At 71.0% G+C, this 24,661-nt stretch carries 27 protein-coding genes; 14 read left to right on the top strand and 13 right to left on the bottom strand.

The window, feature by feature from the left end; all coding sequences use genetic code 11:
• Positions 1–54 precede the first annotated feature (54 nt).
• From A4R43_RS03715 to A4R43_RS03705, 3 genes are all read left to right on the top strand, one after another.
• Positions 55–852 (top strand): IclR family transcriptional regulator, encoded by a 798-nt coding sequence (locus A4R43_RS03715; protein ID WP_113690996.1) that lies wholly within the window; start codon positions 55–57, stop codon positions 850–852.
• 92 nt (positions 853–944) lie between these two features.
• Positions 945–2,222 (top strand): glucarate dehydratase family protein, encoded by a 1,278-nt coding sequence (locus A4R43_RS03710; RefSeq protein WP_113690995.1) that lies wholly within the window; start codon positions 945–947, stop codon positions 2,220–2,222.
• A 4-nt stretch (positions 2,223–2,226) separates the two neighbouring features.
• Positions 2,227–3,219, top strand: coding sequence for a 2-hydroxyacid dehydrogenase (locus tag A4R43_RS03705; protein ID WP_113690994.1), 993 nt, complete (start codon positions 2,227–2,229; stop codon positions 3,217–3,219).
• Here A4R43_RS03705 and A4R43_RS03700 read toward each other — a convergent pair.
• From A4R43_RS03700 to A4R43_RS03675, 6 genes are read right to left on the bottom strand one after another with little or no spacing between them, the layout of a single operon-like run.
• On the bottom strand, positions 3,197–3,913 hold the full coding sequence (locus A4R43_RS03700) for a sulfite exporter TauE/SafE family protein (RefSeq protein ID WP_113690993.1): 717 nt from the start codon (positions 3,911–3,913) through the stop codon (positions 3,197–3,199). The genes A4R43_RS03705 and A4R43_RS03700 overlap by 23 nt on opposite strands.
• On the bottom strand, positions 3,910–4,884 hold the full coding sequence (locus A4R43_RS03695; RefSeq protein ID WP_113690992.1) for an ABC transporter ATP-binding protein: 975 nt from the start codon (positions 4,882–4,884) through the stop codon (positions 3,910–3,912). The genes A4R43_RS03700 and A4R43_RS03695 overlap by 4 nt, the downstream gene beginning before the upstream one ends.
• A complete protein-coding gene (locus A4R43_RS03690) occupies positions 4,877–5,872 on the bottom strand; it encodes an ABC transporter ATP-binding protein (RefSeq protein WP_113690991.1) in 996 nt (331 codons plus the stop codon). The genes A4R43_RS03695 and A4R43_RS03690 overlap by 8 nt, the downstream gene beginning before the upstream one ends.
• Complete coding sequence (locus A4R43_RS03685; RefSeq protein WP_113690990.1) at positions 5,869–6,816, bottom strand: ABC transporter permease; 948 nt, start codon at positions 6,814–6,816, stop codon at positions 5,869–5,871. The genes A4R43_RS03690 and A4R43_RS03685 overlap by 4 nt, the downstream gene beginning before the upstream one ends.
• Before the next feature lie 25 nt (positions 6,817–6,841).
• The gene (locus A4R43_RS03680; protein WP_113690989.1) at positions 6,842–7,771 is read right to left on the bottom strand and encodes an ABC transporter permease; all 930 of its coding nucleotides are present in this window, start codon (positions 7,769–7,771) and stop codon (positions 6,842–6,844) included.
• Positions 7,771–9,327 (bottom strand): ABC transporter substrate-binding protein, encoded by a 1,557-nt coding sequence (locus A4R43_RS03675; RefSeq protein ID WP_113690988.1) that lies wholly within the window; start codon positions 9,325–9,327, stop codon positions 7,771–7,773. Before A4R43_RS03675 ends, A4R43_RS03680 begins: the two co-directional genes overlap by 1 nt.
• 203 nt (positions 9,328–9,530) lie before the next feature.
• On the opposite strand from A4R43_RS03675, the gene A4R43_RS03670 reads away from it, so the two are divergent.
• Complete coding sequence (locus tag A4R43_RS03670; protein WP_113690987.1) at positions 9,531–10,457, top strand: 2-hydroxyacid dehydrogenase; 927 nt, start codon at positions 9,531–9,533, stop codon at positions 10,455–10,457.
• Here the strand turns inward: A4R43_RS03670 and A4R43_RS03665 are convergent.
• On the bottom strand, positions 10,454–11,317 hold the full coding sequence (locus tag A4R43_RS03665; RefSeq protein ID WP_113690986.1) for an SDR family oxidoreductase: 864 nt from the start codon (positions 11,315–11,317) through the stop codon (positions 10,454–10,456). The two genes, A4R43_RS03670 and A4R43_RS03665, sit on opposite strands and share 4 nt — an antisense overlap.
• Positions 11,318–11,319: 2 nt before the next feature.
• Positions 11,320–12,237, bottom strand: a complete 918-nt coding sequence (locus tag A4R43_RS03660) for an EamA family transporter (RefSeq protein WP_113690985.1) — start codon at positions 12,235–12,237, stop codon at positions 11,320–11,322.
• A gap of 109 nt (positions 12,238–12,346) precedes the next feature.
• Here A4R43_RS03660 and A4R43_RS03655 point away from each other — a divergent pair, with 109 nt between their 5' ends.
• Positions 12,347–12,841 (top strand): MarR family winged helix-turn-helix transcriptional regulator, encoded by a 495-nt coding sequence (locus A4R43_RS03655; RefSeq protein WP_113697323.1) that lies wholly within the window; start codon positions 12,347–12,349, stop codon positions 12,839–12,841.
• 81 nt (positions 12,842–12,922) lie between these two features.
• A complete protein-coding gene (locus tag A4R43_RS03650; RefSeq protein WP_113690984.1) occupies positions 12,923–15,586 on the top strand; it encodes an AfsR/SARP family transcriptional regulator in 2,664 nt (887 codons plus the stop codon).
• A gap of 45 nt (positions 15,587–15,631) precedes the next feature.
• Here A4R43_RS03650 and A4R43_RS03645 read toward each other — a convergent pair whose 3' ends face one another.
• Positions 15,632–15,940 carry a hypothetical protein gene (locus tag A4R43_RS03645; protein ID WP_162788303.1) on the bottom strand — a complete coding sequence of 103 codons (309 nt, stop codon included), beginning with the start codon at positions 15,938–15,940 and terminating at the stop codon, positions 15,632–15,634.
• A 78-nt stretch (positions 15,941–16,018) separates the two neighbouring features.
• On the opposite strand from A4R43_RS03645, the gene A4R43_RS03640 reads away from it, so the two are divergent.
• Together A4R43_RS03640 and A4R43_RS03635 are read left to right on the top strand one after the other, a co-directional pair.
• Positions 16,019–16,357 (top strand): nitroreductase/quinone reductase family protein, encoded by a 339-nt coding sequence (locus tag A4R43_RS03640; RefSeq protein ID WP_162788302.1) that lies wholly within the window; start codon positions 16,019–16,021, stop codon positions 16,355–16,357.
• Between the two features lie 116 nt (positions 16,358–16,473).
• Positions 16,474–16,677, top strand: coding sequence for a hypothetical protein (locus tag A4R43_RS03635; protein ID WP_113690981.1), 204 nt, complete (start codon positions 16,474–16,476; stop codon positions 16,675–16,677).
• Between the two features lie 9 nt (positions 16,678–16,686).
• Here the strand turns inward: A4R43_RS03635 and A4R43_RS03630 are convergent, their stop codons facing one another.
• Positions 16,687–17,211, bottom strand: coding sequence for a GNAT family N-acetyltransferase (locus A4R43_RS03630; protein WP_113690980.1), 525 nt, complete (start codon positions 17,209–17,211; stop codon positions 16,687–16,689).
• A gap of 116 nt (positions 17,212–17,327) precedes the next feature.
• Here A4R43_RS03630 and A4R43_RS03625 point away from each other — a divergent pair, with 116 nt between their 5' ends.
• Together A4R43_RS03625 and rox are read left to right on the top strand one after the other, a co-directional pair.
• Positions 17,328–17,786 carry a VOC family protein gene (locus A4R43_RS03625; RefSeq protein ID WP_113690979.1) on the top strand — a complete coding sequence of 153 codons (459 nt, stop codon included), beginning with the start codon at positions 17,328–17,330 and terminating at the stop codon, positions 17,784–17,786.
• A 138-nt stretch (positions 17,787–17,924) separates the two neighbouring features.
• The gene (gene rox, locus A4R43_RS03620) at positions 17,925–19,388 is read left to right on the top strand and encodes a rifampin monooxygenase (RefSeq protein WP_113690978.1); all 1,464 of its coding nucleotides are present in this window, start codon (positions 17,925–17,927) and stop codon (positions 19,386–19,388) included.
• On the opposite strand, the gene msrA is transcribed toward rox, so the two are convergent.
• Positions 19,346–19,855 carry a peptide-methionine (S)-S-oxide reductase MsrA gene (gene msrA / locus A4R43_RS03615; protein WP_113690977.1) on the bottom strand — a complete coding sequence of 170 codons (510 nt, stop codon included), beginning with the start codon at positions 19,853–19,855 and terminating at the stop codon, positions 19,346–19,348. The two genes, rox and msrA, sit on opposite strands and share 43 nt — an antisense overlap.
• Positions 19,856–19,952: 97 nt before the next feature.
• Here msrA and A4R43_RS03610 point away from each other — a divergent pair, with 97 nt between their 5' ends.
• Complete coding sequence (locus A4R43_RS03610) at positions 19,953–20,750, top strand: aminotransferase class IV family protein (RefSeq protein WP_113697322.1); 798 nt, start codon at positions 19,953–19,955, stop codon at positions 20,748–20,750.
• On the opposite strand, the gene A4R43_RS03605 is transcribed toward A4R43_RS03610, so the two are convergent.
• Positions 20,720–21,601, bottom strand: a complete 882-nt coding sequence (locus A4R43_RS03605; protein WP_113690976.1) for an aldo/keto reductase — start codon at positions 21,599–21,601, stop codon at positions 20,720–20,722. The two genes, A4R43_RS03610 and A4R43_RS03605, sit on opposite strands and share 31 nt — an antisense overlap.
• Before the next feature lie 103 nt (positions 21,602–21,704).
• Here A4R43_RS03605 and A4R43_RS03600 point away from each other — a divergent pair, with 103 nt between their 5' ends.
• The 3 genes from A4R43_RS03600 (at position 21,705) to A4R43_RS03590 (ending at position 24,256) form a co-directional block, all read left to right on the top strand.
• Entirely contained in the window at positions 21,705–22,613 is a 909-nt protein-coding gene (locus tag A4R43_RS03600; RefSeq protein WP_113690975.1) for a LysR family transcriptional regulator, read from the top strand.
• Complete coding sequence (locus tag A4R43_RS03595) at positions 22,606–23,586, top strand: hypothetical protein (protein WP_205215235.1); 981 nt, start codon at positions 22,606–22,608, stop codon at positions 23,584–23,586. Before A4R43_RS03600 ends, A4R43_RS03595 begins: the two co-directional genes overlap by 8 nt.
• Before the next feature lie 286 nt (positions 23,587–23,872).
• Positions 23,873–24,256 carry a hypothetical protein gene (locus tag A4R43_RS03590; RefSeq protein WP_113690973.1) on the top strand — a complete coding sequence of 128 codons (384 nt, stop codon included), beginning with the start codon at positions 23,873–23,875 and terminating at the stop codon, positions 24,254–24,256.
• Here A4R43_RS03590 and A4R43_RS03585 read toward each other — a convergent pair.
• Positions 24,223–24,654, bottom strand: coding sequence for a GNAT family N-acetyltransferase (locus tag A4R43_RS03585; RefSeq protein ID WP_113690972.1), 432 nt, complete (start codon positions 24,652–24,654; stop codon positions 24,223–24,225). The two genes, A4R43_RS03590 and A4R43_RS03585, sit on opposite strands and share 34 nt — an antisense overlap.
• Between the last annotated feature and the right edge of the window lie 7 nt (positions 24,655–24,661).

Here is a 24,661-nt window from a genome sequence, read left to right as displayed (position 1 = left end):
GACGGGCAGCGGGGTACCGTGTCGGCCGTTGTCCGTGGAGGTTGGAGGGCGTTGATGGCCGCACCCGAGCCCGGGGAGGGTGGTGTCCGCGAGGTCAAGTCGGCGGCGCGCACCCTGGAGTTGCTGGAGTTGCTGGCCGCCCGCCGCAATCGCCCGGCCAGGCTCCGCGAGCTGAGCGAAGCGCTGGGCATGCCCCGCAGCAGCTGCTACGCCCTGCTCCGGACGCTGGCCAAGTACGGCTGGGTCCGCACCGACGCGTCGGGCACCCTGTACGGCATCGGCATCCGCGCCCTGCTCGCCGGCACCACCTATCTCGACACCGACCCGTGCGTCCGCGTCGCCAAGCCGGTGCTCGACATGCTCGGCGAGCACCTCGACGAGACCTTCCACCTCGGCAGGCTCGACGGCGAGGACGTGGTCTACCTGGTCACCCGCGCCTCCAGCCAGTACCTGCGCCCGCACAACCGCGTCGGCCGGGACCTGCCCGCGTACTCGACCGCGCTCGGCAAGGCGCTGCTGGCCGAGCTCGACCCCGCCGAACTCGACGGCCACCTGCCCGAGAAGCTGACCGCGCTCACCCCGCACACCCTGGTCAACCGTCCCGCCCTGCTCGACGACCTCGCCGGGGTCCGCGAACGCGGGTACGCGGTGGACCGCGAGGAGAACAGCGTCGGCCTCCAGTGCTTCGCGCTGCCGTTGCGCTACACCAGCCCCGCCACCGACGCGATCAGCTGTTCAGTGCCGCTGACCCGGCTGAACCCGGCACGCGAGGCGGAGATCCTGACCGCGATGCGGCGGGCCCGCGAAACCATCGAGCAGGCGGCGATGACCAGCGACCTCGGCCAGCCGTGAATATCGTCTACATATGTGACATGCGTCTTCACATGTGAACCGCCCCGGGTTAGGGTCGGGCCAACCGCCCGCTCTAGCCCGGAGGTCCACTGGTGCCCGACGAGTCCCACCGCATCCGCGAAGTGCGCGTCACCCCGGTGGCCTTCACCGACCTCCCGCTGCTCAACACCGTCGGCGTGCACGAGCCCTTCGCCCTGCGGGCGATCGTCGAGCTGGAAACCGATTCGGGCCTGACCGGCCTCGGCGAGACCTACGGCGACGCGGGCCACCTCGACCGGCTCCGGATCGCGGCGGCCGAACTCACCGGCGTCGATGTCTGGCACGTCAACGAAATCGCCCGCCGGATCCGCGTCGCGCTGGCCACCGACCGGAGCACCGGCGGGCACGGCATGAGCGGAATGGTCACCGGCAGCAGCACCGCGGACCGCGTGCTGTCCCCGTTCGAGGTCGCCTGCCTGGACATCCAGGGCAAGGCCGTCGGCCGCCCGGTCAGCGACCTGCTCGGCGGCGCCGTCCGCGACCGCGTGGACTACAGCGCCTACCTCTTCTACAAGTGGGCCGGGCACCCCGGCGCCGAGGACGACAGCTGGGGTGCCGCGCTCGACCCGGCACAGCTCGTCGCCCAGGCCGGGCGGATGATCGGCGAATACGGCTTCAGCGCGATCAAGCTCAAGGGCGGGGTGTTCGCGCCGGAAGCCGAGATCGAGGCGATTCTCGAGCTGCGCAAGGCTTTCCCCGACCATCCACTGAGGATCGATCCGAACGGCGCCTGGAGCGTGGAGACCTCGATCCGGGTCGGGCAGCGGCTCGACGGCGTGCTCGAATACCTGGAGGACCCGACCACCGGCATCGAGGGCATGGCGGCGGTCGCGCGTGAGGTGCCGATGCCGCTGGCCACCAACATGTGCGTGGTCGCCTTCGACCACGTCGAGCCCGCCGTCAAGGCGGACGCGGTGCAGGTGGTGTTGTCCGACCACCACTTCTGGGGCGGCCTGGACCGCTCGCGCACGCTCGCCGGTATCTGTGACACCTTCGGCCTGGGCCTGTCCATGCACTCGAACTCGCACCTCGGCATCAGCCTCGCGGCGATGACGCATCTCGCCGCCGCCACGCCGAACCTGACCTACGCCTGCGACACGCACTGGCCGTGGAAGGACACGGCCGACGACGTGATCGTGCCCGGCGCGCTCACTTTCGAAGACGGCGCGGTCGCGGTGCCCACCAGCCCCGGCCTCGGCGTCGAACTGGACCACGACGCGCTGGCCCGGTTGCACGAGCAGTACCTGTCGTGCGGCATCCGCGAACGCGACGACACCGGCTACTACCGGCGTTTCGAGCCGGACTTCGATCCCACCGCGCCGCGCTGGTGAGCCGATGAGGATCCTGCTGACCGACCCGATCCTGAGCCGGTTCACCGGCGAGCTGACCCGCGACGGGACCGACGGCCACGACTGGGAGTTCCTCGCGGGCCGCCCGGACGACGAGGTGGTCGCGCGCCTCGGCGGCGCCGACGTGCTGGTGGCGTCCCGGATGACCGTGCCGATGGCCGAGGCCGGTGCCGACCTGCGGCTGGTGCACGTCACCGGCGCCGGGCTGGACCGCATCCCGCTGGACGCCCTCGCGCCCGGCACCACGGTCTGCAACACCTTCCACCACGGCCGGTCCATCGCCGAGCACGTGGTGATGGTGGCGCTCATGCTCTCGCGGCGGGTGCTCCGCGCGGATCGCCTGCTGCGCCGGGGAATCTGGGAATCCGTCGCGCTCGATCCGACGCTCCAGCTCGGTGGCACGCTGGCCGGGCGGACGATCGGCGTCGTCGGATTCGGTGAGATCGGGCAGCAGGTGGCGCGGGCGGCCGGTGCGCTGGGCATGCGGGTCCGCGCGGTCCGCCGGAATCCGGACGCGCCGCTGCCGCCGGACCTGCGGCTCGACCGCGTGGACGGCGACGACCGGCTCCACGAACTGCTCGCCGCATCCGACGTGGTGGTGCTGACGGTACCGCTTTCCTCCGCCACCAAGGGCTTGATCGGCACCGCGCAGCTGGCGCGAATGCGGCCCGACGCCCTGCTGATCAACGTGGCCCGCGGCCCGATCGTCGACGAGGACGCGCTGTTCACCGCGCTGGTCGAGGAGGAGATCGCGGGCGCCGCGCTGGACGTCTGGTGGAGCCACCCGAAAGACGGCGCGGGCGCGACCGGGTACACGCGACCGTTCCACGAACTGGAGAACGTGGTGCTGACCCCGCACCATTCCGGGCACACCCGCGAGACGTTCACCGGCCGTGCCGCGGAAATCGCCGCCAACATCGGCCGGCTCGCCAACGGCGCACAACTGTCCAATGTGGTCAGAGGAACTGCTGGACGGTGAGCGTCACCGCACCGGCGACCGCGAGCACCATCGCGACCCCGCGCGTCCGGTCCGCGTCCAGCCGGCGCGACAACGGGCGCGCGAGCAGCACCCCGGCCGCCGCGGCGGGCGCGAGCAAGGCCGAATACCGCAGCGTTTCGAGGTGCACCACTCCCGCGAGGGCCAGCGCGCCCAGGCTCAGCAGCGAGCCGACCAGGAAGAACGCGCTCATCGTGCCGCGCATCTTCGGCCCGGCGTAACGCTGCCACACCATCGCCATCGGCGGCCCGCCGATCGAGGTGGCCGTGCCCATCAACCCGGACGCGGCCCCGGCCAGCACCACCGCGCGCGGCGTCGGGTGCGGCCGGAATCCGCGCAGGCTCACCACCACCCCGAGCAGGACCACGGCGGCGACGCTGAGCGCGAGTGCTTTCGCTGGCAGGAACGCGACCAGCGCCGCCCCGGCGATCGTGCCGGGCACCCGCCCGCCCAGCGCCCATCCGGTGCCGCGCAGGTCCAGGTGCTCGCGTTCGGCCAGCACGGTCACCGTGGTCACGCCGGTCGCCAGCAGGAGCAGCACCACCGGCACCAGCGTCGGGTCGAGCAGGGCGATCACCGGTGCGGCGAGCATGCCCAGCCCGAACCCGATGGACACCTGGAGCAGCGAGCCGACCAGCACCACGGCCGACAGCAGCAGGAAGGCCGGAACGCTCACACCGCGGCCGCCGTGAGCGGGAAATGACAGAGTCCTTCATGCTCGTCCGACTCCCGCGCGGCTACCGGCGGCACCTCGGCGCAGCGATCCGCCGCCTGCCAGCAGCGGGTGCGGAAGCGGCAACCCGATGGCGGGTCCAAAGGGGACGGTAGCTCACCACGCAGCAGGATCCGGTCAGGGCGGTCCGCGCCGGAGACGTCCAGCGTGGGCGCCGCCGACATCAACGCGGCCGTGTACGGGTGCACCGGGTGGTCGAACACGGCGGCCGCCGGCCCCTGTTCGATCACCTTTCCCAGGTACATCACCGAAACCCGGTCGGCGACGTGCCGGACCACGGACAGGTCGTGCGAGATGAACAAGTAGGACACCCCGAGCCGCTGCTGCAGCTCGGCGAGCAGGTTCAGCACCTGCGCCTGCACCGAAAGGTCCAAAGCGGACACCGGCTCGTCGCAGATGATCAGGTCGGGGTTCAGCGCCAGCGCGCGGGCGATGCCCAGGCGCTGCCGCTGCCCGCCGGAGAACTCGTTCGGATACCGCTCGGCGTCGCTCGCGCGCAGGCCGACCAGGTCGAGCAGCTCCCTGGTCCGCGCGGCGCGCTCGGCCGCGGTCGGCACCACGTCGCGGTGCGTGCGCCACGGCTCGCCGATCAGCTCGGCCGCGGTCATCCGCGCGTTCAGCGAGGCGAACGGGTCCTGGAAGACCATCTGCACCCGGCGTCGCCAGGCGAGCAGTTCCTTGCCCCGCAGGGAAAACGGGTCCTGCCCGGCGAACCGCACGGTGCCTTCGTCCGGGCGTTCCAGCAGCATCAGCACGCGGGCCAGGGTGGACTTGCCGCAGCCGGACTCCCCCACCAGGCCGACGGTTTCCCCGCGGCCGATCCGGAGATCGACCCCGTCGAGCGCGGTCAGCCGGTTCTTGCCCACCCGGAAGGTCTTCCGGATGCCGCTGACCTCGAGCAGGTTGTCAGGCATGGGCTGGCTCCTGTTCCGGGAAGTGGCAGGCGGCCGCGCGGGAGCCGGCCACGGTGAGCACCGGGCGCGACTCGGCGCAGCGGTCCGCGGCCTTCGGGCACCGCGCCTGGAAAACACAACCGGACGGTACCGCGCTGAGTTCGGGCGGGCTGCCCGGCACGGCGTGCAGCGGCTTGCCCCGCACCCCGTGCTCGGGCACCGAATCCAGCAGCCCGCGCGTGTACGGGTGCCGGGGTGACGCGAAGACCTCGCGCACGGGGCCGGTTTCGACCACGTTCCCGGCGTACATGATCGCCACGTCGTCGGCCTGCTCGGCGACCACCGCGAGGTCGTGCGTGATCAGCACCAGCGCCATGTCGCGCTCGGTCTGCAGGTCCCGCAGCAACTTCATCACCTGCGCCTGCACGGTCACGTCGAGCGCGGTGGTCGGCTCGTCGGCGATCAGCACCTGCGGGCTCAGCGCCACCGCCATCGCGATCAGCAGACGCTGCCGCATCCCGCCGGAGAACTGGTGCGGGTACGAACGCGCCCGCGCCCGCGGCTCCGGAATGCCGACCTTCTCCATCAGTTCGACGGCCTTCTCCCGCGCCGCGCGCCGGGACAGGCCCTGGTGGATGCGGAACGGCTCACCGAGCTGCCTGCCCACCGGCTGCACCGGGTTCATCGCGGTCAGCGCGTCCTGGAAGACGATCGACAGCACCGGACCGGCCAGCCGCCGTCGTTCGGCGCGGCCGAGCTTGAGCACGTCCGTACCGGCCACCCGGACCGCGCCGCCCGCCACCTCGGCCACCGGGTCGAGCAGGCCAGCGATGGTCTGCGCGGTGATCGACTTGCCGCAGCCGGACTCGCCGAGCAGCGCCAGCGTCCGGCCGCGGCGCACGGAGAAGCTGACCTTGTCCACCGCGCGGACCGTGCCGGCCGGGGTGCGCAGGTCCACGCTGAGGCCGTCCACCTCCAGCGCCACGGTGTCCAGAGCTGCCGCGTTCATCCGGTGACCTCCGTGGTGGTGGGACGGGCGCCGCGCGTGCGCCGCGGCAGGGTCAGCCGCCAGCGCTGCGCCGGGTCGGTGGCCAGGCGCACCCAGGCGGCGAGCACGGTGGCCGAAACCGTGGTCAGCACGATGGCGACCCCGGGCAGCACCGCGATCCACCACGCCGTCTGCAGGTACTGGCGGCCCTGCGCGACCATCAGCCCCCAGCTGACGTCCGGTGGCTGGATGCCGATGCCGAGAAAGCTCAGCGACGACTCGGTGAGCATGACGAAGCAGAAGTCGAGCGTGGCCACGGTGAGCAGGGTCGGCAGCGCGATCGGCAGGATGTGCCGGTAGATGGTCGGCCAGCCGGTGGCGCCGAAGGTCCGCGCGGCGTCGACGAAGAGCCTGCTCTTCAGCTCGGCCGCCTCCGCGCGGGCGGTGCGCAGGTAGACCGGGATGCGCGCGATCGCCAGGATCAGCACGATGTTGCCGACGCTGGGCGCGAACACGTAGAGCACCACCACGGCCAGCAGCAGCGAGGGAAAGCTCAGGATCACGTCGGCCACGCGCATCGCGACGTTCTCCCGCACGCCGCCGTGGTAACCGGCCCACATGCCCAGCGTCGCGCCGATCACCAGCGAGCACAGCACGGCGGGCACGGCCACCGACAACGTGGTCCCGGCGGCGTCGATCAGCCGGGCGAGCACGCTGCGGCCCAGCACGTCGGTGCCGAGCAGGCCGAAGAACCCGTGGTCGAACGACGGTGGCCGCAGGGACGCGCGCAGGTCCTGGCGCACCGCGCGGTCGCCGGTGAGCAGCGGGCCGAGCACCGCGGTCAGCAGCACCAGCCCGAGCACCACGGCGGCGACGGCGGCGAAGCGGTCACGGCCGAGCAGGGTCCACCAGCGCGCCCGGCGCGCGGCCGGGGCACCGGTGGGTTTGCCGAGTGTGGTGGTCATCGTCGCTCCTTGGGCGAAAGCACGGTCAGGCCGGGACTGCCTGGCGCACGCGGGCGTCGAGCAGGGCGTAGCAGAGGTCGATCACGATGTTCAGCAGGAAGATCGTGATCGCGGTGAGCAGCACGGCGGCCTGCAGCACGGCGAAGTCGCGCTGCAGGATCGAGTCGATCATCAGCTTGCCGATGCCCGGCCAGCCGAAGATGGTCTCCACCACCACCGCACCGTTGACCAGCCCGATGGTGAGGTCACCGGCGACGGTCAGCGCGGGCGTGGTGGCGTTGCGCAGCGCGTGCCCGAACACCACGCGCTTCTCACTCGCGCCCTTGCTGCGGGCGACCTTGGTGTAGGGCGCGGACAGCGCCGCCACCATCGCGCCGCGCACCACCTGGACGAGCACGCCGAACGGGCGGATCAGCAGGGTGGCGATCGGCAGCACCCACACCTCGGGGCCGCCGCTGACGCCGGAGGTCGGCAGCCATTCCAGGCTCACGCCGAACACCAGCACGCCCATGATGGCGAACCAGAAGTCCGGGATGCTGGCCGCGGTCATCGACAGGAAGCTGGACACCCGGTCGGCCAGCGAGTTCGGCCGGTAGGCGGCGAGGCAGCCGATCAGCACCGCGCCGGCCACCGCGATCAGCATGGTCACCGCGGCCAGTTGCAGGGTGGCCGGGAAGGCGGTGAGCACCATTTCCGCGGCGGGCTGGTCGGTGCGCAGCGAGGTGCCGAAGTCGAGCTGGATCACCTGGCCGAGGTAGTCCCACAGCTGCACCAGGATGGGCTGGTCAAAACCGTGCTCGGCGGAGAAGGCCGCGCGCTGCTCGGCGGTGGCGCTGAGCGGGAGGTAGAGGTTCACCGGGTTGCCGGTCAGCCGCGCCAGGCAGAACACGCCCAGCACCACAAAAACCAGCGGGATGGCGCTGGAGACAACGCGCTTGCGCAGGAAGGTCAGCATCAGCGCGCCTCCCCGGCCGACGGCCGCACCGCGGCGAGGTGCAGTTCGTCCCCGGTGGCCGAATCCGGCTGGTACCGCACGGATCGGGAGATCCCGAGCAGGCCGCGCATGTGGGCCAGGTGCACGTACTGGGCCACGCTCTGGTTCTGGTCGGCGAAGATCGCGGCGAAGGCGTCCTGGCGCGCCGGACCGGCCAGTTCGTCGGCCTGATCGATCCTGGCGTCCAGTTCCGGGGTGCCGAAGGTCGACTGTGGACCGTCGGAACGCAGGTACTGGCTGGTGGTGAAGGCCGCGTCACCGGCCTGGTTGCCGTGCATGATCAGCAGCGCCACCGGCCCGACGTCCGTGGGGAACGGCCGCAGCTGGTACTCCAGGTGCGCCGCCGTGTCCGCCATCTGGATCTGCACGTTCAGCCCGGCCTGCGCCAGCTGGTACTGCAGTGCTTCGGCGGTCTCGGCGACCCTGGGGAACTGCGTGTTCCGTGCCACCAGGGTGATCCGGCGATCGACCGGGACGCCGTCGGCGGCGGCTTCGCGGATCAGCGCGCGGGCGGCTTCGGGGTCGTAGGGCGCGGCCTTCAGCGCGGGGTTGAAGCCCACCACGCCGTCCGGCACCAGTTGCGCGGCCGGTTCGGCCAGCCCGGCCAGCAGGGTGCCGACGATGCCTTCGCGGTCCACCGCCATGCCGATCGCGCGGCGCACCCGGATGTCGTCGAGCGGCGCCTCGCGGCCGTCCAGGCGCAGCGCGGTGGTCTCGTTGTTGGGGTAGGCCACCGAATTCTCCTCGGTGGCGTCCTCGGGATTCAGCGTGGTGGCCAGATCGGCCTCGCCGCGGGTGATCATCGCCGCGCGCACGCTGGGTTCCGCGCGCCAGACGTACCGCGCCTGCGGGAAGGCGGGCCGCTCACCCCAGTAGCGCTCGTTGCGCCGCAAGGTGATCGACACCCCGGTCTCCCAGCTCTCGATGGCGTACGGGCCGGTGCCGACCGGTTCGCGGACCTTCGCCGTGGTGCTGGTGGTGCGCGGCACCATCTCGACGAAGCTCAGCCGCAGCGGCAGGATCGGGTCCGGCTTGGTGGTGTGCACGGTCAGCCCGGTGTCGCCGGTGACCTCCATGCGCAGCCGCTCGTCGTCGTCGAACACGTAACCGTCCACATTGCACTGAAGGTCGGAGTTGACCGCGCGGTCGATGGAGAAGGCGGCGTCCTGCGCGGTGAACGGCTGTCCATTGTGGAAGGTGACGCCGCCGCGGAGGTCGAAGGCCCAGGTGGTCGGCGCGGTCTGCCGCCAGGCCGTGGCCAGCAGCGGGCGCAGCTCACCGGAGGCGGCGTCGCGTTCCAGCAGCGGTTCGCTGATGTTGGAGCGGACCACCACGCCGGTCGAGGTGAGCGAGGCTTCGCAGGGTTCGAGGGTCGGTGGTTCCTGCGCGAGGACAACGCGCAACGTACTGCCCGCGGCTCCGGCGTCACCCGCGGGACTGTTCGCCACGGTGCAGGAACTGCCGCACAGGACCACCGCCGCGACCGCGAGGACGCGGGAACGTACGGAAGACAGCATCGTCTCTCCGATGATCAGAGGATGAATTGCTCGGAAAACCGGAGCCGACTGTCTATGGACGCGTATCCGGTCTGCATCTGTAGACGCAGACCGTAAGCCGGTCACGAGAGGTCGTCAAGGGAGGCCATTTGATGCGCGGAAGGTATCGATGAATGCGAACTTGGTCTTAGACAGGTATCACGCCGATCCATACGCTCAGGGCCATGACCGTGCTCCAACTCTGCCCCCTGCTGCCGTCGCTGGAAACCGCGCTCACCACGCACCACCGCACCGTGCGGTTGTTCGAGCAGCCGGAGGGTTACCTGGCGGAGCACGGCGGCGAGTTCCGCGCGGCGATCACCAGCGCCAGGGTCGGTGTGCCGGACGAGGTGATGGACGCGCTCCCCCACCTCGAAGCGATCGTCCACTTCGGAGTCGGGTACGAGACCACCGACGTGGGCCGGGCCCGCGCGCGGGGCATCGACGTGAGCAACACCCCCGACGTGCTCACCGACTGCGTCGCGGACCTCGCGGTCGGCGGCCTCATCGACGTGATGCGGCGGCTCACCGCGGCGGACCGCTTCGTCCGCCGCGGCGACTGGACCACCACCGCGTATCCGCTGGCCACCAAGGTCAGCGGCAAGAAGATCGGCATTCTCGGGCTCGGCCGGATCGGGCGCGCCATTGCCACCCGGCTGTCCGGGTTCGGTGTCGAGCTGAGCTACCACTCACGGCGTCCGGTCGACGGGGTGCCGTACCGCTACGTGGATTCCCCCGTGGCGCTCGCCGCCGAAGCCGACGCGCTGGTGGTCGCGGTGGCCGGTGGCGAGAACACCCGCGGCCTGGTCTCGGCCGACGTGCTCACCGCGCTCGGCCCGGACGGTTTCCTGGTCAACGTCTCGCGTGGGTCCGTGGTCGACGAACCCGCACTGGTGGTGGCGCTGACCGACGGCAAGCTCGCCGGTGCCGCGCTCGACGTGTTCGCCGAGGAGCCCGAGGTGCCCGCGCCGCTGCTGGACCTCGATTCCGTGCTGCTCCTGCCGCACATCGCCAGCGCCACCACGGAAACCCGGGAAGCCATGGGGGAGCTGGCTTTCCGCAACCTCCACCACTTCCTCACCGAGGGCTCCCTGCTCACGCCTGTGCCCTAGGCGAATGCTTCCGCGTGGTCGCGGGCGAATTCGGCGAACTCCCTCGGCGCGCGGCCGAGCAGCTCCGCCACCGCGCCGGTGGTGAAGTCACCCCAGCCCGCCGCGTACGCCCGCGCGTATTCCTCCAGCATGTCGATGATCCATTCCGGAACGCCGTACCCGAGCAGCGCCTTGCGCTTCACGTCGTCCGCGACCGGCGTGTACACAATGGACCGTCCAAGCACTTGTCCCAGCTCGGCGGCTACCTGGTCGAAGTTCAGCGAACGCGGACCGGTGAGGGTGTACGCCTGGCCGTGGTGGCGGTCCGGATCATCGAGCAGCACCCGCGCCGCGCAGGCGGCGATGTCGCGCGCGTCGATCATGCCGAGCCGCGCCGACGCCATGTTCAGCGAGAACGTGCCGGTGGCGGCGATGTCGCCCGCTTCGTTCAGCAGGTTCTGCATGAACCAGTGCGGGCGCAGGATCGTCCAGCGCAGCCCGGACTCGGCGGTCTCGTGATCGGACAGCGCGTGCAGCCTGCCGCTGCGGTTCGGCGCGTCGTGCGCCGCGCCGACCACGGACAGCCGCACCACCCGCTCCACCCCCGCCTCCCGCGCGGCCCACAGCGCGTTCATGTTGTGCTCCGGCGCCCGCGGCCCGTTCGGCACGAGCAACCACAGGTCGTGCACCCCTTCGAAGGCGGGTGGCAGCGACCGGGCGTCACCGAGATCCCCGGCGACGACCTCGGCACCGCGTTCCCGCAGTCTGTCTGCTTTGGACTCGTCACGGACCAGTGCGCGCACTTCGGCGCCGGACAGCGCATCGAGCAGCGCGGTGGACACGGTTCCGGTGGCTCCGGTGACCAGGATGATGCGGGACATGCTCATTCTCCTCGGGTGACGGCGGGAACGCGGAGTGTTTCCGGGGCTTTCCGGGCTTTCCGGGCTTTCGGGGTGAGCTGCGCGGCGGCGATGGCGGTCAGCGCGAGCACAAAGCCGGCACCCTGCCAGGCGGTCAGCGTCTCGCCGAGGAACAGCCAGCCCAGCACCGTCGCGGCCACCGGCGAAAGCAGGGACAGGAAGGAAACCGCGACCACCGGCAGCTTGCCGATGCCGTGGAACCAGATCGGGTAGGACAGCAGCGCGCCGACCACGCACAGCCACGCGTACCCACCGATCGCGCGCGAGTCCAGCGCCGGGGGCAGGCCTTCGAACGCGAGCGCGAACGGCACCAGCACCAGTCCGCCCGCGGTGAGCTGCCAGCCCGCGATGGTCATCGGACCGGCACCCGGTGGTCGCCCCCACCGCTTGGTCAGCACGATCCCGGCCGCCATCACCGCCGCCGCGCCGAGCCCGGCCAGGATGCCGAGCAGGTCGAAGGACAGCTTGCCGCGCAACACGATCAGGCCGACACCGAGCACCCCGGCCAGTCCCCAGCCGAGCCGCCAGCGCGTGGGCTGCTCGCCGAGCAGGAGGAAGGCCAGGCCCGCGACCAGCAGCGGCTGCACCGCGAACAACGTCGCCGCGACCCCGCCGGGCAGGCGGTAGGCGGCGGCGAACAGGAAGGCGAACAGGGCGCCGATGTTGAGCGTGCCGAGCACGAGCGACCGCCACAGCCAGTCACCACGCGGCAGCCGGCGGGTCACCGCGAGCAGCACCAGCCCGGCGGGCAGCGCCCGCAGCACCCCGGAGACCAGCGGGTGCCCCGGCGGCAGGAATTCGGTGGTGACCAGGTAGGTGGTCGCCCAGCTGACCGGCACGGCGGCGGTCAGCGCGGTCACTCCGAGGGGCTTACCGGTCATGCAGACTCCTTAACGTTGAAATGTTCAACGTTAAGGAAGGTAGCGCTCTGTTAGGGTGACGTCAAACAGTTTCACGTTGAGATGTTGCGGAGGCCGCGTGCAGGACGGCGTGCAAGACAATGTCGACTGGCGCCTCGACCAGTGGCGCACCGAGCGGCCCGACCTCGACCCCGCGCCGATGGGCGTCGTCGCCCGCGTCCAGCGCGCCTGCCGCCTGCTCGAACGCGAGCTGCGCGACAACTTCGCCCGCCACGACCTGCAGCTGTGGGAGTTCGACGTGCTGGGCACCATCCGCCGCTGCGGCCCGCCGTTCCGGCTCACCGCCGGTCAGCTGGTCGAGGCCACCATGGTCACCTCCGGCGCGATCACCAACCGGATCGACCGGCTCGCCGCCAAGGGACTGGTGACCCGCGAGGTCGACCCGGCCAACCGGCGGAGCGTGCTGATCACCCTCACCGACGAGGGCCGCGAGCTGATCGACCGCGTGGTGGTCGACCACCTCGAACTGGAAGCACGTCTCCTCGGCGACCTGGGCGGCGAAGACCAGGAGCAACTGGCGGGCCTGCTGCGCCGGCTGCTGGTCAGCCTCGGCGACCACCCGTAGTCCGTGATCAATTCACCAAGCGCGCGGGCTACTGGTTAGGGTGGTGCCGGTCAGCACGCCGCGCACGGGTGAAGGGGATCGATGCAGTTCCGCGTACTGGGCCCGCTCCAGGTCCGGGACGCCGGCCGGGAGGTGGCCGTGCCGGCCGGGCGGATCAGCACCCTGCTCACCGTGCTCGTCTGCCACGCCAACCAGGTCGTCTCGGTGGCCGAGCTGGTGCACCACCTGTGGGGCGAACCGGGGCTCGGCGCGGAAAGCACGGTCCGCTCCTACGTCCGGCGGCTGCGCACCGCGTTGAAGGAGGCCGATCCGGACCGGGTGTTCATCCGGCAGCGCGCGCCCGGGTACCTGCTGGAGGTGCACGAGGACGAGGTCGACCTGCTGCGGTTCCAGGCCCTCACCCGGCGAGCCGCGGACGCCGGTGACCCGAAGGAAGCCGCCGCGCTGTACGACGCCGCGCTCGCGTTGTGGCGCGGAACACCGTTGGCCGACGCGCACTCCGCCGAACTCGAACGCTCGATGCTGCCGGTGCTGGAAGAGGAACACACACGAGCGGTCGAGGCCCGCATCGCCTGCCGTCTCGAACTCGGCGAGCACGCCGCACTCGTCGGCGAGCTGACCGAGCTGACCACGCGGTACCCGCTCCGGGAACGCTTCTGGGCGCAGCTGATGACGGCGCTGTCCCGCTGCGGTCGTCAGGCCGAGGCACTCGACGCCTTCCAGCGGCTGCGCACCACGCTGTCGGAGGAACTCGGCATCGATCCCGGGAGCGAGGTGCGCGAGCTGCACCAGTCGATCCTCGGTGCCGAGGACCAGGCCGCCCGGCCCGTGCCACGGCAGCTCGTCGCGGATCCGCCCGGTTTCGTCGGACGCACCGAGCTGCTGCGGCAGGTGAGCGCGCAGCTCACCGGACCGGTCCGGCTCGCCGTGGTCAGCGGGCAGCCCGGCGCCGGGAAAACCGCGTTCGCCGTGCACCTGGCGCACCGGATCGCCGGTCACTACCCCGACGGCCAGCTGTACGCCGACCTGCGCGGCTTCTCCCCCGCGCCGTCGGTCCGGCCCGCCCAGGTGCTGACCCGGTTCGCCCGCGCGCTCGGCTGTCCACCCGAGCAGATCCCGGACGAGCTGGACGCGCTCACCGCGCTGTACCGCTCCCTGCTGACGGGCAAGCGGATGCTGGTGGTGCTCGACGACGCGGCCACCGCGGACGACGTGCGCGCCCTGCTGCCCGGTGAACCCGGATGCGCGGTGCTGGTCACCAGCCGCAACACGCTGCCGGGACTGGTGGCCGTCGACGGCGCGAGCGCGGTGCGGCTCGGCACGCTGCCCGAGCACGAGTCGGTCGAGCTGCTGCGCACCCTGCTGTCCACTTGGGACGGTGACCGGACGCGGCTTCCCGAGCTGGCCGCCGCCTGCGCGCACCTGCCGCTCGCGCTACGGATCGCCGCCGCGCACCTGCTGACCAGCCCCGGCTACCGGCTGAGTGACCTGCTCGGCGAGTTGCGGCAGCACCAGCGGCTCGAAACGCTGGCCATCCCCCACGACGACCACGCCTCGGTGCACACCGCCTTCGACCTGTCGTACACCGCGCTCGGTGCACCGGCCCGGCGGTTGTTCGGCCTGCTCGGCACCGTGCCCGGCCCGGACTTCGGCGCGCCGGCGGCCGCCGCCCTGGCCGGGTGCGACCTCGCCGGGGCGCGTGCCCTGCTCGGCGAGCTGACCGGCGCGAACCTGGTCGAAAGCACCGGCGGCCGGTACCACTTCCACGACCTGCTGCGGGCGTTCGCGGCCAAGCAGGAGGAAGACCCCGACGGCACGGCGTTGCGCCGGCTGGCCGACTACTACCTGCAGACCGCCCGCGTGGCGAACAGCCTGATCCGCCGCGCCCCGCTGCCGATCACGCTGCCGCCGCCCGGCGCCACCCGTCCGTCCACATTCGACAGTGCGCAGCAGGCGCTGGCCTGGTACGAAGCGGAGCGGGCCAACCTGCTCGCGCTGGTCAGGACCGCCGACGCCCGCGGCTGGCACGAGCACGCCTACCAGCTGCCGATCGTGCTCGCCGGGTTCTACTTCCTGCGCAAGCACTGGGCGGACTGGGAGGAGTCACACCGGATCGCGGTCGCCGCCGCGCGGCGGGCGGGCAACCGGCGTGCGGAATGCGTGGCCATCCACCGGCTCGGTGACGTGCTGCACGACCGGCGCCGCTTCGACGAGGCCGTCGAGCACCTCGAAACCGCGGCCGCGATGGGTGCCGAACTCGGCGACCCGGTGCTGGAAGCGGGCCCGATCAACGGACTCGGCCTGGTCCACCGCTCATTGGAGCGCTACGAAGACGCCGAGCACTACTACCTGACCTCGCTGAAGCTGCAGATCGCCGCGGGCAATCCGTACGGGCAGGCCGGGCCGCTGACCAACGTCGCGCGGGTGCACACCCTGCGCGGTGACTACGAGCAGGCGCTCACCTATGCGCGCCGGGCGATCGACACCGCGGCCCAGTACGGTGACATCAATCATTCGGCCATCACCTGGCTCAACCTCGGTGAGGCGTATGCGAAAAGCGGCAATCCCGGCGAGGCGATCAAGGCCACCGAGGAGGCGCTGCGGCTGGCACACCGCTCCGGGGACCGCTACCACGAGGCACTGACACTGCGGCACCTCGCGGCCGCCTACGAGGACTCCGGCGACCACGCCGCCGGTGCGGACTGCCGCCGCCGGGCCGCGAAACTGTTCGAAGAGTTCACCTGAGCGCGGTGCCCGCCCACCCCCCTCCGGCGAGCGGGCACCGGCCGGTCAGCACAGGTAGGCGTACTGCGCGTAGGCGCCGATGTCGTAGAAGATGACCCCGTCGCCGTCGGCGATCTGGCACTCCGGGTCGAAGCCCCACACGTCCACCGAAACGTACGGGGAGAACCCGCAGTTGTTGTTCTGGAAGACCACGTCGTCCCGCTGGCCGTTGCTGGGCGAGGCGTTGGTGTCGTAGGCGACCATGCACGCCGGCAGCGGCTGCGCCTGCGCCACCGGGTCGGCCTGCGCCAGCCCGGGGACCGACAGGCTCAGCAGGGCCCCGGCGGCCAGGGCGATCCCCACGCGGTTTTTCACTGACATACCTCGATTCGTCGTGTTTGCTCGGACACCGGCCACCCTGCCGGGGCGCGGTGGCACTCCTGTGTCACTGCCGTGCCGGTCCTGTGCTATCGGCTGCGCCTGGGTTTCCTGTTCGGGCACCGGCTGGTCCACCTGGTGCACGTCGGCCGCAGGCCGGGACGGCGGTGGGAAGTGGTGCTGGAGGTCGTGCGGTCCGCGCCGGACGAGATCGTGGTGGTCGCCGGGTGGGACGAGCGGTCCGACTGGTTCCGGAACCTGGCCGCGGCACCGGCCGTCGAGGTCCGAAGTGGAGCGACCCGCTGGACGGCACCGCGGCACCCGAGGGCGTGGAAGCGGCTGGCGCTCGGCGTGCCCGCCGCCCCCGCCACCGCGGGCTCGCGCCTGCGTGCCATCGCTTTCCGGCCCGCCTGAGAACCGCCCGCACACCGCACTCGCGATACCGTCGTGGCGAACGCCGGCGCCTTGGCGGACCGGGCCAGGCAGGAGCGGGTGCCCGTCGTCTGGTCCAGCACTCGGACGAGGAACTGGTGCACGGCAGCAAAGCCTGGCGGATCGTGCCCGAACTGACCCGAGGCCGAGGCGCTGATCCAAAGCACTACGGCGACTCGTTCGAAGCGACCGAGCTGGAGCAGGTGATCGCGCACACGAACCTGTACCGGGCGTACCAGACAGCGCCGGGCCGCAAGGCCGCTGCCGTCTCCGCCAAGGAGGTCGACTTCACCAGCCCCTGATCCCCGAGGTCAGCCGATGGCCCGCCGGAACGAATGGAGCGACGCGACAGCGAGGGTCTGCTCGGCGTCATGGGCTTCGAAGGTGTCCACCTCGTCGAAGCCCAGCCGGGCAGCCAGCTTCCGCGCGCGCTCGTTCGCGGTTTGGGTCACGACAAGTACCGGCTGCTCGGTCAGTTCCGCGGCGGCCGCGCGCAGGAGTGCCTGCGCAGCTTCGAAAGCGACGCCACTCCCCCATGCCCTGCGCCGCAACACGTACGAAAGCTCCAGTTCGCCGCCTTCCGCGGTGACGTGCCCTGGCTGACCGGCGTCGCGGGGAGCGAGCCCGAGCATGCCCGTGAACTCGTCCGTCTCGCGATCCGCGATCACGTAACCGCCCGCCACCGCCGCGGCTCCGACCTGGTCGAGAAACCGTTCGACATCCGCACGTGGTCGCGGCCCGCCCAGGGACCGCCGCACCTCGGGATCGGTGAACACCTCGACAAGCCCGTCACGATCGGCGTCGCGCGCCTTGCGCAGCACCACTCGCTGGGTCATGGAACGATCATGCCAGCCGTCTCCTGTGACTCAGGTCACAGTAGATCCGCGTCGAAGCGGCGTGCGTGGCTCCGACCCCGTTGTGCCAGCCACCCACGATCCGGACGGAGATCCCGATGAACACCACTCCCCAGCGCGGCAAGATCCGGCGCCTCGAGCACATCGGCGTGGTGGTCGAAGACCTCGCCGCCGCCAAGGCTTTCTTCACCGAACTCGGCCTCGAACTGGAGGGCGAGGCAACCGTCGAAGGCCCCGCGGTGGACCGCATCACCGGGCTCGGCGGGGTTCGTTCGGACGTCGCGATGTTCCGGACCCCGGACGGCCAAGGGTGCCTCGAGCTGTGCAAGTACCACGCCCCGTCGGCTCCGGCCGGTGACCCGCAGGCACCGGCGAACACGCCCGGCCTCCGCCATCTCCTGTTCGTGGTGGAGGAAATCGACGACATCATCTCGCGCCTGCGGCCGCACGGCGGCGAACTCGTCGGTGAGCTGGTCCGGTACGAGAACAGCTACCGGCTCTGCTATCTCCGCGGCCCCGCGGGAATCATCATCGAGCTGGCGGAGGAAATCCGCTGACCGCCCGCACACCACAAAGGCGGGGAATCACTTTCCCCGCCCCTTTCAAGATATAGCGGACCCCAGGGCTTGCGGCAAGACCCGGGCGGTGACGCAGAATCTGCGGCCGGACACCACCAACCGCCGAATGGGGATTCCTTGCTTGACGTGATCATCGCCGGAGGCGGGCCGACCGGCCTGATGCTGGCCGCCGAACTCCGCCTGCACGGCGTGCGGGTCGTTGTGCTGGAACGGGACGCGAAACCGCCCCCGTTCGTCCGTTCGCTCGGCCTCCACGTGCGCAGCATCGAGATCATGGACCAACGCGGCCTGCTGGACCGGTTTCTCGAACACGGCGGAAAGCACCCGCTCGGCGGCTTCTTCGCCGCCATTCCGCAACCGGCACCCGAACTGGACACCGCACACGGTTACGTGCTCGGCATTCCGCAGACCACCACCGACCGCCTGCTCGCCGAACGCGCCACCGAACTCGGCGCCGAAATCCGCCGCGGCAGCGAAGTGACCGGCCTGAGCCAGAACGGCGACGGCGTGACCGCCGAACTCACAGACGGCACGCGGCTACGCTCGCGTTACCTCGTCGGCTGCGACGGTGGCCGCAGCACGGTGCGCAAGCTGCTCGGCGTCGGCTTCGCCGGCGAGCCCGCCCGCACCGAGATTCTGCTCGGCGAGATGGAAGTGGGCGTGCCGCTCGAAACAGTGACCGCCGTGGTGGCCAAGGTCCGCGAGACCCACAAGATGTTCGGCGTCGGACCGCTCAACGGGGCCTACCGCGTGGTCGTGCCCGCCGAAGGGCTGACCGAGGACCGGTCGATCCCGCCGGCCCTCGACGAGGTCAAGCGGCAGCTGCGGACCTACGCCGGAACCGACTTCGGCGTGCACTCGCCACGCTGGCTGTCCCGCTTCGGCGACGCGACGCGGCTGGCCGACCAGTACCGCGTTGGCCGCGTGCTGCTGGCTGGCGACGCGGCCCACGCCCACCCGCCGCTCGGCGGGCAGGGGCTCAACCTCGGTATCCAGGACGCGGTCAACCTGGGATGGAAGCTCGCCGCCGCGATCGGCGGCTGGGCACCGGACGGGCTGCTCGACACCTACCAGGCCGAGCGGCGCCCGGTCGCCGCCGACGTGCTGGACAACACCCGCGCGCAGGGCATGGTGATGAAGGACGAGCCAGGCACACGGGCAATGCGGCGGCTGCTGTCCGAGCTGATGCGGTTCGACGAGGTGAACCGGCACCTGCTCGAGAAGATCGTCGGCCTCGGCATCCGCTACGACTTCGGCGACGGGCACGACCTGCTCGGCAGGCGCCTGCGTGACCTCACGCTCCAGCAGGGCCGCCTCTACGAGCTGATGCACGCCGGTCGTGGCCTGCTGCTCGACCAGACCGGCGTGCTCTCGACCTCGGGCTGGGCCGACCGGGTCGACCACGTCGTCACCGCGGTCACCGACAAGCTGGACGTGCCCGCCCTCCTGCTGCGACCTGACGGTTACGTGGCCTGGACCGGCGACGACCAGCGGGAACTGGACAGCGCGCTGTCACGCTGGTTCGGCCCGCCGGTGGTTCAGGCCCGCGACGGCGACAGCGTCCATTCGGGTCGCACGTAGTGGCACGTGTAACCACCGGGGTGCTTCACGAGGTAGTCCTGGTGCTCGGCTTCGGCCTCCCAGAAGGTCCAGTCACCGGAAAGCGTGGTCACCACCTTCGCCGGCCACTTGCCGGAGGCGTCCACGTCCGCGATCGTCTGCTCGGCGATCCGCTTCTGCGTCTCGTCCTCGTAGAAGATGGCGGACCGGTAGCTGGTGCCGATGTCGTTGCCCTGCCGGTCCTTCGTGGTCGGGTCGTGGACCTGGAAGAAGAACTCCAGCAACGCGCGGTAGCTGGTCACCGCCGGGTCGAAGATGATCTCCAGCGCCTCAGCGTGGCCCCGGTGGTTGCGATAGGTCGGGTTCTGCACGTCACCGCCGGTGTAGCCGACCCGCGTCGACAGCACCCCCGGCTGCGCGCGGAACAGGTCCTGCATTCCCCAGAAGCAACCGCCCGCCAGCACGGCACGCTCGGTGGACTTCGTCATTGTGCGCCTCAACTCCTTCCACCCCGGACAACACGGTGGCCCGTGTGCGGTATTCCACGTTGCCCCTGACACCGGTGTGAAGCTTTACGGTGCGATCATGACGACGTTTGTTGCTCAGCTCGATGGCCGGGACGCGACCGCCGCGGACCTGGCACCGCTCGCCTTCGCCGGTTATGCCCACTTCACCGCCATGCAGGTGCGCGACCGCCGGATCCGCGGCCTCGACCTGCACCTGGAACGCCTGCGGGAGGCGTCCAAGGAGCTGTTCGGCACCACGGTGCCCGACGTCCAGGTGCGCGCCCACCTGCGCACGGCCATCGAAGCGGGCCCGGCCGACCTCTCGCTGACCGCCACCGTGTTCTCCGCCAACCGCGAGTTCACCGCCCGCGACGGAGCGCTGTCCGTACTGGTCCGCACCGGGCCCGCCGCCACGCCACCGCCCGGACCGCTCCGGCTGGCCGCGGTCGAGCACGAGCGGTTCCTGCCAGCGCGCAAGCACGTCGGTGAGCCTGCCAAGACCTATCTGCTCCGGCAAGCCGCTGCCCAGGGCTTCGATGACGCAGCGTTCTTGGACCGGCGCGGCAGGCTCAGCGAAGCCACCATCTGGAACCTCGCGTTCTGGGACGGCACCGCCGTGGTCTGGCCCGAAGCCGAGGTGCTGCACGGCATCACCATGGCCATCGTCCGGCGGCAGCTCGACCGGCTCGGTGTGCCGCAGCGCGTTCAGGAGATCACGCTCGCGGACCTGCCTACCCTGGCCGGCGCGGTGGTGCTGAACTCGTGGACACCGGGCATCGCGGTCCACGGCATCGACACCGTCTCCATCCCCGCCGCACCGTCCTTTGTGGACATCATGCACCGGGCCTACGAAGCGGAGCCGCTGACCACCCCCTGACCGTCGAGCGCCGCCAGTTCCGCCTCGGACAACCGCAAGTGCACCGCGGCCGCCGACGCCCGGATGGTCTCCGGCCGTGACGACCCCGGAATCGGGATGACCACCGGCGACTTCGCCAGCATCCACGCCAGGGTCACCTGCTGCGGGCTGGCCTCGTGTGCTCGCGCCACTTCGGCGAACGGCGTGAACCGCGAGCCCAGCGCGTCCGCCTTCGTGATGCCACCGAGCGGGCTCCACGGCAGGAACGCGATCCCGAGCTGGGTGCACAGCTCGAGTTCCGGTTCGCTGGAGCGGAACGCGGGTGAGAACTCGTTCTGCACGGCGGCGAGCCGTCCGCCGAGGATCTCGTTCGCCTGCCGGATCTGCTCCGGGTTCGCGTTGGAGATACCGGCGAAGCGGATCTTGCCCTCGTCGAGCAGGTCGGCCAGTGCACCGATGGAGTCGGCGTACGGGACCTCCGGATCGGGACGGTGGAACTGGTACAGCCCGAGCGCCTCGACCCCGAGCCGCTTGAGCGAGGCCTCCGCGGCGCGCTTGAGGTGGGCAGGCGAACCGTCGAGCGCCCAGCTGCCGCCGGGCCGGGTGTGGCCGCCCTTGGTCGCGACCAGCACGGCTGAGGTGTCGCCGGGATAACTCGCCAATGCGCGGGCGATCAGCGATTCGTTGTGCCCGGGGTCGCGCTCGTCCAGGTGGTACGCGTCCGCGGTGTCGATCAAGGTGACCCCGGCGTCCAGCGCGGCGTGGATGGTGGCCACCGACCGGCTCTCGTCCGGCCTGCCCTGGACGGACATCGGCATGCCGCCGAGCCCGATGGCGCTGACCTCGGCTCCGCCGATACGGCGCGTCTGCATGGGAACTCCTCCTGCTCGGAATGTGCACCCCCAGCCTGCGCGCCCGGCATTAAGCTGTCCAACAGAAGAAACCGATCCGACTAAGCAGGCTGGGTGATGAATCGTGGAGCTCCGCCAGCTCGAGTACTTCGTCGCCGTCGCCGAGGAGTCGCATTTCACCAGGGCCGCGCGGCGCATGCACGTCGCGCAGTCCGGACTGTCGGCCGCCATCCGGGCACTGGAGAAGGAACTCGGCGCTCCCCTGTTCCGCCGCAGCACCCGGCAGGTACGGCTGACCGGCGCCGGGGAAGCGCTGCTGGCCGAGGCCCGGCGCACGCTGTCCGCGGCGGACGCCGGCCGCGACGCCGTGGCCGCCGTCCAGGGTTTGGTCCGCGGCAGCCTGGCCATCGGCTCACTGCAGTGCCTGCACTCACTGCACCTGCCCGCGCTGCTCCGCGACTTCGTCACCGCCCACCCCGGCCTGGACGTCCGGCTGCGGCACGGCGGCTCGACCGAGCTGCTCGACCAGGTGCGGGCCGGTGGCCTCGACCTCGCTTTTGTGGCCAAACCGGCCCGCTGCCCCGACGACCTCCGGTTCGCCCCGCTCGGCACCGAACGGCTGGTGCTCGCCTGCGCGCCAGGGCACCCGCTCGCCGACCAGGCCGAGGTGCGCCTGCCCGAGCTGGCGGGCGACCGCTTTGTCGACTTCCACCCCGGTTGGGGCACCCGGGACCACGCCGACGCCGTCCTCGCCGAAGCCGGGGTGCACCGCAAGGTCGCGCTCGAGGTCACCGACGTGCACTCGCTGCTCGAACTGGTCGCCTTCGGCCTCGGCGTGGCACTGGTGCCGGAGACCTTCTCGCTGAAGACCGACCAGGCCCGGTTCATCCCGCTCCCCCGCCAGGTGCCCGCCTGGGAAACCGGCTCGGTGACCACGGACCTGCCGAGCGCGGCCACCACCGCGTTGCTCGGCCGGATCGGAAATCCCGATGCGGGCTATCGTCCGGTCCTCGATGATGCTGGGCGTGACTGAGCACAGCGGAACCACCGAGCAGCGGCTGCACGATGCCGCCGCGCGCTGGGCCGCCGAGCCAGACGGCGGCCCGGCCGACCTGATCGCCGCGGCTTGCACGGCACTCGTCGACGGCCTGGACTCGCCGTCGTTGCGTGAACTCGCCGGTACTTCGAAGCGTGACCCGACCGCTCACCTGGGCGAGCTGGCGGATCGGGCATTGCGTGAACTCGGCATCCCCCTCCCCGGCGAAATTCCGCCTGGTTACTTCGCCGCCGCGGGTGGCGGGATCACTCGCCGCCCCGGTACGGACTCGCTGTGGCTGGCCGTGGCACCGGCGTCCGCCCCGGCCGGTGACTTCCAGGTGCTCGTCCACATCAACGGCACCGAGGTGACCGCCGACGGCGCCGGCCTCGGCATGGACCCGTACGACCTGCTCGTGCCCGAGAACCGGCTGATCGCCACCGCCGAACCCCGCACCGTGCCGATCGCGCGCTGCACCTGTGGTGTCTACGGCTGTGGCTCCACCGACGTCACCATCGTCCGCGACGGCGACCTGGTGCACTGGGAGTGGCACGGTCAAGTGCCCATGCCGCACGGCGTTTCCTTCCCCGCCGCACGGTACGACGCGGAAGTCGCGCGGGCCGCGGCCGACCACTCGTGGGAAACCCCGGTGCGCACGGCCGGGCGGCTCGTGCTGTCCGGTATCGACCACGAGCACCTGCGCCGCCACGGCCTCCGCGCCGACTGGGTCGCCAACGACCGCCTCGAGCCCGAGACCTTTGTGGTCGCTCTCCGGTTCGACGACGAGTACCAGGTTTTTGTCGACACCCCGTGGCGCGACCGCACGCCCGAGGGACTGGCGCGGGAAGTATGCCGGACCCTCGCGCTGCCACCGGCCCGGTGGACGGCGAGCTGGCACGCGATCCGCCCGGCGCGGACCGAACCGCCCGCCATCGCGGGGGCTTCGTGGTACCGCAAGCGGTTTTGGTGAAGTTTCGGGCACCGGACCATCATCTTCGTCGGGGCGGGGCGGCACCTCCTACGAACGGACAAAATCTTCTCCCACCAAAGATGCGGATGGCTGTCTCTTTAGTAGGAGGTGGCATCGACGTAAGAACGATGTGGCCGCCGCACCCACCGGGCAAGACTTGGCCACGCAAGCAAAATCCCCGGACGGAGGAAAGCGATGGCCGAGTGCGGTTACGCGGCTGTGCGGATTTCCGGCACGGCTACGCAACAACGGGCGCTTCCCCGTGGGGCTGTGTTTAACATGCGGCATGGTCGAAAACGACACCTCGCTGCTGCGGCGCGGCCTGCTGGTGGCCGGGCTGGCCCTGACGGCCTGGTCGGTGCTCCGGGTCGTGCTGCTGCTGAGCGGCAACGAGGCAGTCATCTCCGACGACGATCGCCACGGTTACCTCGCGATCTTCTCACTGGTGCTGCTGCCGGTGCTGGCCGCCGCGGCGGTGACGCTGGTGACTGCGACCCGCGAGGTGTGGCGGCATGGGCGCTGGCGCATCGGCCCGGGTGTGGCGCTGGTGCTGTCCGCTCCACTGGCGAGCCCGCTGGCGCTCGCCTCCGTGCTGGTCGGCGTGACCATCCTGGTCGTAGTTGCGCTCGACCGGCGTCAAAGCGCCTTGGCCAAGAACAGCTTGCGATAACCCGCCGGAAAGCCCGGCAGCTCACCGAATACCCGATAACCGTGCGCTTCGTAGAACGGCCTGGCCTGAAAGCTGTAGGTGTCCAGCCACGCCGACCGGCAACCCCGCCGCCGGCCCTCGTTCTCGGCGGCACGCAGCAGGGACGAACCGAATCCCCGGCCGCGCATCGATTCGGCGACCCACAACTGCGCGATGAACAGCCACCCGTAGCCGGTGTGCCCGGCGATGCCGCCCAGCAGTTCGCCGTGCTCACCGCGGACGAAGGACGCCAGCTTCTCGCGGTTCTCCGGTGGCAACGTCGAAGGGCGGCTGGCGACCAGCGCCGCGACGAGCTCGCCGAGATCGTCGTCCCGTGGCTCGGCGGTGACCGCCGGTTCTCCCTCGTCCGTCCCTCGCACCCGGCCA

It is taken from the genome of Amycolatopsis albispora (assembly GCF_003312875.1).
Classification (GTDB): domain Bacteria; phylum Actinomycetota; class Actinomycetes; order Mycobacteriales; family Pseudonocardiaceae; genus Amycolatopsis; species Amycolatopsis albispora.
This window is presented reverse-complemented; position numbering and strand designations above follow the sequence as displayed.

What these genes read in the sequence shown, in the direction of transcription:
- A4R43_RS03715 (WP_113690996.1), top strand. Translation starts at nt 55, where the DNA reads ATGGCCGCACCCGAGCCCGGGGAGGGTGGTGTCCGCGAGGTCAAGTCG.
- A4R43_RS03705 (WP_113690994.1), top strand. Translation starts at nt 2,227, where the DNA reads ATGAGGATCCTGCTGACCGACCCGATCCTGAGCCGGTTCACCGGCGAG.
- A4R43_RS03695 (WP_113690992.1), bottom strand. Translation starts at nt 4,884, where the DNA reads ATGCCTGACAACCTGCTCGAGGTCAGCGGCATCCGGAAGACCTTCCGG.
- A4R43_RS03690 (WP_113690991.1), bottom strand. Translation starts at nt 5,872, where the DNA reads ATGAACGCGGCAGCTCTGGACACCGTGGCGCTGGAGGTGGACGGCCTC.
- A4R43_RS03685 (WP_113690990.1), bottom strand. Translation starts at nt 6,816, where the DNA reads ATGACCACCACACTCGGCAAACCCACCGGTGCCCCGGCCGCGCGCCGG.
- A4R43_RS03680 (WP_113690989.1), bottom strand. Translation starts at nt 7,771, where the DNA reads ATGCTGACCTTCCTGCGCAAGCGCGTTGTCTCCAGCGCCATCCCGCTG.
- A4R43_RS03675 (WP_113690988.1), bottom strand. Translation starts at nt 9,327, where the DNA reads ATGCTGTCTTCCGTACGTTCCCGCGTCCTCGCGGTCGCGGCGGTGGTC.
- A4R43_RS03670 (WP_113690987.1), top strand. Translation starts at nt 9,531, where the DNA reads ATGACCGTGCTCCAACTCTGCCCCCTGCTGCCGTCGCTGGAAACCGCG.
- A4R43_RS03665 (WP_113690986.1), bottom strand. Translation starts at nt 11,317, where the DNA reads ATGTCCCGCATCATCCTGGTCACCGGAGCCACCGGAACCGTGTCCACC.
- A4R43_RS03660 (WP_113690985.1), bottom strand. Translation starts at nt 12,237, where the DNA reads ATGACCGGTAAGCCCCTCGGAGTGACCGCGCTGACCGCCGCCGTGCCG.
- A4R43_RS03650 (WP_113690984.1), top strand. Translation starts at nt 12,923, where the DNA reads ATGCAGTTCCGCGTACTGGGCCCGCTCCAGGTCCGGGACGCCGGCCGG.
- A4R43_RS03630 (WP_113690980.1), bottom strand. Translation starts at nt 17,211, where the DNA reads ATGACCCAGCGAGTGGTGCTGCGCAAGGCGCGCGACGCCGATCGTGAC.
- A4R43_RS03625 (WP_113690979.1), top strand. Translation starts at nt 17,328, where the DNA reads ATGAACACCACTCCCCAGCGCGGCAAGATCCGGCGCCTCGAGCACATC.
- msrA (WP_113690977.1), bottom strand. Translation starts at nt 19,855, where the DNA reads ATGACGAAGTCCACCGAGCGTGCCGTGCTGGCGGGCGGTTGCTTCTGG.
- A4R43_RS03610 (WP_113697322.1), top strand. Translation starts at nt 19,953, where the DNA reads ATGACGACGTTTGTTGCTCAGCTCGATGGCCGGGACGCGACCGCCGCG.
- A4R43_RS03605 (WP_113690976.1), bottom strand. Translation starts at nt 21,601, where the DNA reads ATGCAGACGCGCCGTATCGGCGGAGCCGAGGTCAGCGCCATCGGGCTC.
- A4R43_RS03590 (WP_113690973.1), top strand. Translation starts at nt 23,873, where the DNA reads ATGGTCGAAAACGACACCTCGCTGCTGCGGCGCGGCCTGCTGGTGGCC.